Genomic DNA, 6,687 nt, shown 5'->3' on the forward strand with positions numbered 1-6,687 from the left:
TGGACAGAACACCTAGGGCGCCCGGGTCCGGACCGAAAGGGGGCCGGGCTCCGTCCGCCACGTGACCGAGCCCACCCCTCGCCCCGTTCGAACTCCCGTCGAACTCCCGCAACAATGAACCCGTGATCACTTCGCCGACACGGAGCACGAACCGACGCGCCGAGCCCGCCGCGACGCCGTACGTCGACCTCTCCCGGGCGGAGTGGAGCGCGCTGCGCGACAAGACGCCGCTGCCGCTGACCGCCGACGAGGTGGAGCGGCTGCGCGGGCTCGGGGACGTCATCGACCTCGACGAGGTGCGGGACGTCTACCTGCCGCTCTCACGCCTCCTCAATCTGTACGTCCAGGCCACGTCCGGCCTCCGCGGCGCCCTGAACACCTTCCTCGGGGACGCGGGCAACGGGCACGGGGAGCAGCGCGGCACACCGTTCGTCATAGGGGTCGCGGGCAGCGTCGCGGTGGGCAAGTCCACCAGCGCCCGTATCCTCCAGGCGCTGCTGGCCCGCTGGCCGGAGCACCCTCGGGTGGAGCTGGTGACCACGGACGGGTTCCTGCTGCCGATGAAGGAGCTCCACGCGCGCGGCCTGATGTCGCGCAAGGGCTTCCCGGAGTCTTACGACCGGCGCGCCCTGACCCGTTTCGTCGCCGACATCAAGGCGGGCAAGGACGAGGTGACCGCCCCCGTCTACTCGCACCTGATCTACGACATCGTCCCGGGCGAACGCCTCACCGTGCGACGCCCGGACATCCTCATCGTCGAGGGGCTGAACGTGCTGCAGCCCGCCCTGCCCGGCAAGGACGGCCGGACCAGGGTCGGGCTCGCGGACTACTTCGACTTCAGCGTGTACGTGGACGCGCGGCCCGAGGACATCGAGACCTGGTACCTCAACCGCTTCCGCAAGCTGCGCGCCACGGCGTTCCAGGACCCGTCCTCGTACTTCCGCAAGTACACCCAGGTCTCCGAGGCGGAGGCGATGGAGTACGCGGCGACGATGTGGCGGACCATCAACAAGCCCAATCTGGTGGAGAACGTGGCGCCGACCCGAGGCCGTGCCACGCTGGTGCTGCGCAAGGGCCCCGACCACAAGGTCCAGCGGCTGTCCCTGCGCAAGCTCTGATCCCGGAAAGGGTGCACCGTGCTGCATCTACGCCTGATCGTCCCGTCCGACCGGACGGGCGAGGTGACGGACCTGCTGGAGGGGACCGTCGGCGCCGCCCACCTCGTGGTGCTGCCGGGGGTCGCGCGCGACCCGGTCGGTGACGTGGTGCTGTGCGACGTGGCGCGCGAGGCGGGCGACGAGCTGATCGGGGCGCTGCGGGAGCTCGGGGTCGCCGAGTACGGGGCGATCACCGTCGAGAGGATGGACCTGACGCTCTCCGCCCACGCCGACCGGGCCAAGGAGGACGCGCCGGGCGAGGGCGCGGACGCGGTGCTGTGGGAGGAGCTGACGGACGTCACCCACGAGGAGTCGACGTTCAGCATCACCTACGTGGCGTTCCTCACCGTCGCGACGATGCTCGCCGCCTGCGGTGTGATGCTCGACAACGCGATCCTGATCGTGGGCGCGATGGCGGTGGGCCCGGAGTTCGGGCCGCTCGCCGGGATCTCCACGGCGCTGGTGCAGCGCGCCCCGCGCCTGGTGTGGCGGTCGCTGTGGGCGCTGGTCGGCGGCTTCGCCGCGGCCATGGTGCTGACGGCCGGGTTCGCCTGGCTGATGGACCTCTTCGGGCTGTTCAACGCCTCGATGATCGAGGCCCCCCGGCCGAACACGGCGTTCGTCTGGCAGCCGGACTGGATGTCCTTCGTGGTGGCCCTCCTCGCAGGCGTCGCCGGGACGCTCTCGCTCACCTCGGCGAAGTCCGGCGCCCTCATCGGCGTCGCGATCTCGGTGACGACGGTGCCGGCCGCCGCCAACGCGGCGGTGGCGTTCAGCTACAACGACTTCAACCAGATGACGGGCTCCATCCAGCAGCTGCTGGCGAACCTCGGTGGGATCGTCCTGGCGGGAACCCTGACGCTGCTGGCGCAGAAGGCCCTGTGGATGGCGGCCCTGCGCTGGTACGCGGCCCACCCGAAGCCGCCGGCGGCGGCTGACGCGTAGGACAGGCTGCCCGCGGGCGTGCGCCCGGCAATGTCGCGCCCACCGAAACTGCCGTACACCGCACAAGCGCTGAGCGGCGTGCCGCTGACACCATTTCAGGCATGCCCGACGCCGGAGAAGTGATCTACCGTCCCGCCCCGAGGCGGGCCCTGTGGTGGTGCGCCGCCGTCTGCGCGGCCGGGGCGGGCCTGGCCGCGGTACTCGCCGCGTACCTGGCCCGGCTCATGGCCGCCGCGGCCCTGCCGCTCGCGCTGGTGGCCTTCGCCTGCCTGTACGCGGCCACCGCCCGGGTGAGCGCGGACGCGTGCGGGCTGCGCTCCCGGACGCTGCTGCGCCGCAGGAACCTGCCGTGGTCCCACGTCGCCGACCTGCGTACGTACGTCCAGTACGGCCGGAACCAGGACATCCATCGCGTCAGCGTGCTGTTGCGCGACGGGCACACGCGGCGGCTGCCGCTGCCGATGAGCGGGTCCTCCGCCGACCGCCCGGAGTTCGAAGCGAAGCTGGACGCGCTGCGCGCACTGCACCGCCGGTACGGAGACCCCGTGTCGAGCGGCCGCGCCCCTGTCATCTCGTACCGCACCGCCGGGCGCGGCGCGGCCGTGTCATGGGCCGTGTGCGTGCTGCTGCTCGCCGGCGCGGGCCTGGCCGCGTGGTACGTACCGGGCCTCGCGTCGGAGAAGCAGGCGTGGAGGGCAGCCGTGCCCTGCACCGCCGCCGTGCCCGCCGCGGAGCGCGGCGAGTGCCTGAGCACCCGGCACGCGGAGATCTCGCGGACGGAGGTGAGCAGGAGGGAGGGCAGCAGCCGGCTGTACTTCGCCGGCGGACGGCCACTGGAACGGCTCGGGGTCTCCCGGGAGGCCGCCGGCACGTTCCGCCCGGGCGACCGCGTCGAGCTGACCGTCTGGCGCCACCAGGTGCGCGAGGTCGCGGGAGACCGGTACGTGTGGCGCGCGCACTTCACCGGCGCCGGGGACGTGGCCGCCGTCGCGGCCGGATGCGCCCTCGCCGCGGGCTACCCGGGTGCCCGTCTGCTGCTGCGGCGGCGCGGACGCCGGCTGCCGGACGACGAGGTCCTGCCCTCGGCACTCCCGTTCGCGGCCGCGCTCGCCGGTACGGCCGCATGGCTGCTGCCGCTCTGCTACCTCCACCCCACGGACCCGCTCGGCTCGCCCGGCACCCTCGTCTGGGCGGCCTCGGGCGCAGCGGCCACCCTGGGGATGTTCGCCCGGGCCTGGCAGTCCACCCGCGTCCGTTCACCCGGCGACGCCCCGGCGACCGGGGCCGACCGTTCCGGGGAGCTCTTCCTGGCTGCCCGCTTCCTCGATCACACCGACTACAACCCGCACGGCTTCGGCACCCACGTCGTCGTCGGGGGCGGTCCGCCCGCGGTCACGCCCCACCCCGGCCCGGGCCGGTTCGCCGCCCGAACGATCCCGGTGGAGCGGCTCACCGTCACGAACGTGCGGCGTGCCCGGGGCAGCGACGGTGACGGCGTCCCCCGGAGCTGGCACATCGCCGAGATGGACGACGCGGGCGAGCCGGTCCGCCTCGCGGCCGCGCCGGCCGACCTGGCCCGCGTCCTCGACGAGCTGGGGTGCGGTCGGCGGCCGCAGAACGCCGGAAGGACCCGGCCGTGAGGCCGGGTCCTTCCGGGAGTCGCGGGGCGGCTCAGCCCAGCGCGGACTTCACGACGTCGGCCAGCCGTCCGGCCACCGCGCGTGCCTGCTCGATGTCGGCGGCCTCGACCATGACCCGTACCAGCGGTTCCGTACCCGACTGGCGCAGCAGCACCCGGCCGGTGGCGCCCAGCTCGCGTTCGGCCTCGGCGACGGCCGTGGCCAGTTCCGGGGAGGTGGACACACGGGACTTGTCGACGTCCGGGACGTTGACGAGGACCTGCGGCAGGCGCTCCATCACCCCGGCGAGGTCGGCGAGCGAGCGGCCGGTGGCGGCGACGCGGGCCGCCAGCATCAGGCCGGTCAGCGTGCCGTCGCCGGTCGTGGCGTGGTCCAGGACGATGACGTGGCCGGACTGCTCGCCGCCCAGGGCGTAGCCCTCGGCCTTCATCGACTCCAGGACGTAGCGGTCGCCGACGGCTGTCTGGACGAGCTGGATGCCCTCGCGCTCCATGGCGATCTTGAAGCCGAGGTTCGACATCACGGTGCCGACCACGGTGTCCTTGCGCAGCTGCCCGGCCTCGCGCATGGCGAGGGCCAGCACGGCCAGGATCTGGTCGCCGTCGATCTCCTCGCCCGCACCGTCCACGGCCAGGCAGCGGTCGGCGTCGCCGTCGTGCGCGATGCCGAGGTCGGCCCCGTGCTCGACGACGGCGGCGCGGAGCAGCGACAGGTGCGTGGATCCGCAGCCGTCGTTGATGTTCAGGCCGTCCGGCTCGGCGCCGATGGTGATGACCTCCGCACCGGCCCGTGCGAACGCCTCGGGCGAGACGTGGGCGGCGGCGCCGTGTGCCTCGTCCAGGACGACCTTCAGGCCGTCGAGGCGGTTGGGGAGCACCCCGATGAGGTGGGCGACGTACCGGTCGAAGCCTTCGGCGTAGTCGCTGACGCGGCCCACTCCGGCACCGGTGGGACGGGCCCACGGCTCGCCGGTGCGGTGCTGCTCGTAGACCGTCTCGATGCGGTCCTCCAGCTCGTCGGCCAGCTTGTGGCCGCCGCGGGCGAAGAACTTGACACCGTTGTCCGGCATGGCGTTGTGGCTGGCGGAGAGCATCACGCCGATATCCGCGCCCAGAGCGCCGGTGAGATAGGCCACGGCCGGGGTCGGCAGCACGCCCACGCGCAGGACGTCGACGCCCGCGCTGGCCAGCCCGGCCACCACGGCGGCCTCCAGGAACTCTCCGGAGGCGCGTGGATCGCGGCCGACCACGGCCGTCGGCCGATGGCCCTCGAAGGTGCCTGCCTCGGCCAGTACGTGTGCCGCCGCGACCGAGAGACCGAGCGCGAGCTCGGCCGTCAGGTCCGCATTCGCGACACCGCGCACGCCGTCCGTGCCGAAGAGTCGTCCCACTGGTGTCCTCCGAAGGTGCTCCGAAACGCAAAAAAATCAGACTAAGTAAGCAACAAGCACATCAAGCCTATGAACGCCTTATGCCGTTATATGCCCGAGGTTGTCAATAAACGAACGCCCCGGCAGCACGAAGAGTGCCGCCGGGGCGAACGTGTAACGCGGTTGAGCAGGCGGTTTAGCGCTTGCTGTACTGCGGGGCCTTACGGGCCTTCTTGAGACCGGCCTTCTTGCGCTCGACCGCACGGTCGTCGCGGGAGAGGAAGCCGGCCTTCTTCAGCGTGGCGCGGTTGTTGTCCACGTCCGCCTCGTTCAGCGAGCGGGCCACGCCGAGGCGCAGGGCACCGGCCTGACCGGAAACACCGCCACCCGAGATGCGGGCCACGACGTCGTAGCGACCGTCGAGCTCGAGAATCTTGAAGGGCTCGTTGACTTCCTGCTGGTGCACCTTGTTGGGGAAGTAGTCCTCAAGGGTGCGACCGTTGATCTTCCACTTGCCGGTGCCCGGAACGATCCGGACGCGGGCGATGGCGTTCTTGCGACGGCCAAGGCCGGCCGCGGGCTGCGGGTCGCCGAAGCGGCCTGCGAGCGACTCGGAGGTGTACTCACCCTCGACGGGGACCTCGGACTCGAAGGTGGTCACCTCGGCGAAGGTCTCCTCGCCCTCGGTGCCCTCGATGGGGGTCTCAACAGTGGTCTCGGCCACGATGCTCCTCAGATCTTTCTTTACGTCTTTGGGGGGAGGCCGGAACTACTGCGCGACCTGGGTGATCTCGAACGGGACCGGCTGCTGCGCAGCGTGCGGGTGCTGGTCGCCCGCGTAGACCTTCAGCTTCGAGATCATCTGACGGCCCAGGGTGTTCTTGGGGATCATGCCCTTGATGGCCTTCTCGACGGCCTTCTCGGGGTTCTTCGCGAGCAGCTCGTCGTAACGAACGGAGCGGAGACCACCCGGGAACCCGGAGTGGCGGTACGCCATCTTCTGGGTCTTCTTGTTGCCGGACAGGTGAACCTTGTCGGCGTTGATGATGATGACGAAGTCGCCCATGTCCATGTGGGGGGCGTAGATCGCCTTGTGCTTGCCTCGGAGGAGGTTCGCAGCCGTGGTGGCCAGACGGCCGAGGACGATGTCCTCAGCGTCAATGATGTGCCACTGGCGAGTGACATCGCCGGGCTTGGGGCTGTACGTACGCACTTCGTAGCCTTCGCTTCTTCAGTGGATGGGGTCCAGACACATGGCACCTCTGAAGCGATCATGCAGCTGGGGCTCACAATGCCGGGGACGCTGCCCGTATGCGAGCCACTGGTAACTGCTCCAGAGAACCTACGTAAGGGCCCTTCGCGTGAGAACGACGAAGCCAATACGTATAACAAACCCCGACAGTACCCGCCCGGCCCCGGACGGGTCAAAACGGGGCCCTTGGGCGGGCGGCGGCGGGGGTTTTGACCTTGCCCCGGTCCGGCGCTGAGGGTTCCGTCCTCAATCGCCGGACGGGCTTGGGGTGTGCGGGTCGCTCCGCGGGGTGCGGGGTGCGCCCCTGTCCGGTGGTGGGGGTCC

The 6,687-nt window shown here is 71.1% G+C and carries 6 protein-coding genes; 3 read left to right on the top strand and 3 right to left on the bottom strand.

Features of this window, described 5'->3' with window-relative positions:
• The first annotated feature begins 122 nt into the window (after positions 1-122).
• From coaA to JGS39_RS34570, 3 genes are all read left to right on the top strand, one after another.
• Positions 123-1,118, top strand: a complete 996-nt coding sequence (gene coaA / locus JGS39_RS34560; RefSeq protein ID WP_219573703.1) for a type I pantothenate kinase — start codon at positions 123-125, stop codon at positions 1,116-1,118.
• Between the two features lie 18 nt (positions 1,119-1,136).
• A complete protein-coding gene (locus JGS39_RS34565) occupies positions 1,137-2,102 on the top strand; it encodes a DUF389 domain-containing protein (protein ID WP_219573704.1) in 966 nt (321 codons plus the stop codon).
• Positions 2,103-2,203: 101 nt separating this feature from the next.
• Positions 2,204-3,742, top strand: a complete 1,539-nt coding sequence (locus JGS39_RS34570; RefSeq protein WP_219573705.1) for a PH domain-containing protein — start codon at positions 2,204-2,206, stop codon at positions 3,740-3,742.
• 31 nt (positions 3,743-3,773) lie between these two features.
• Here JGS39_RS34570 and glmM read toward each other — a convergent pair whose 3' ends face one another.
• From glmM to rplM, 3 genes are all read right to left on the bottom strand, one after another.
• Positions 3,774-5,132 carry a phosphoglucosamine mutase gene (glmM, locus tag JGS39_RS34575; RefSeq protein ID WP_219573706.1) on the bottom strand — a complete coding sequence of 453 codons (1,359 nt, stop codon included), beginning with the start codon at positions 5,130-5,132 and terminating at the stop codon, positions 3,774-3,776.
• A gap of 175 nt (positions 5,133-5,307) precedes the next feature.
• Positions 5,308-5,835, bottom strand: a complete 528-nt coding sequence (gene rpsI, locus JGS39_RS34580; protein ID WP_219573707.1) for a 30S ribosomal protein S9 — start codon at positions 5,833-5,835, stop codon at positions 5,308-5,310.
• 45 nt (positions 5,836-5,880) lie between these two features.
• Positions 5,881-6,324: a 50S ribosomal protein L13 gene (gene rplM, locus JGS39_RS34585; RefSeq protein ID WP_136328420.1), complete on the bottom strand. Its 444-nt coding sequence runs from the start codon at positions 6,322-6,324 to the stop codon at positions 5,881-5,883.
• Positions 6,325-6,687: the final 363 nt, after the last annotated feature.

This window comes from Streptomyces poriferorum, from assembly GCF_019399235.1.
Taxonomy (GTDB): domain Bacteria; phylum Actinomycetota; class Actinomycetes; order Streptomycetales; family Streptomycetaceae; genus Streptomyces; species Streptomyces poriferorum.

Coding starts and splice junctions, on each gene's coding strand:
- JGS39_RS34570 (WP_219573705.1), top strand. CDS start 2,204: ATGCCCGACGCCGGAGAAGTGATCTACCGTCCCGCCCCGAGGCGGGCC.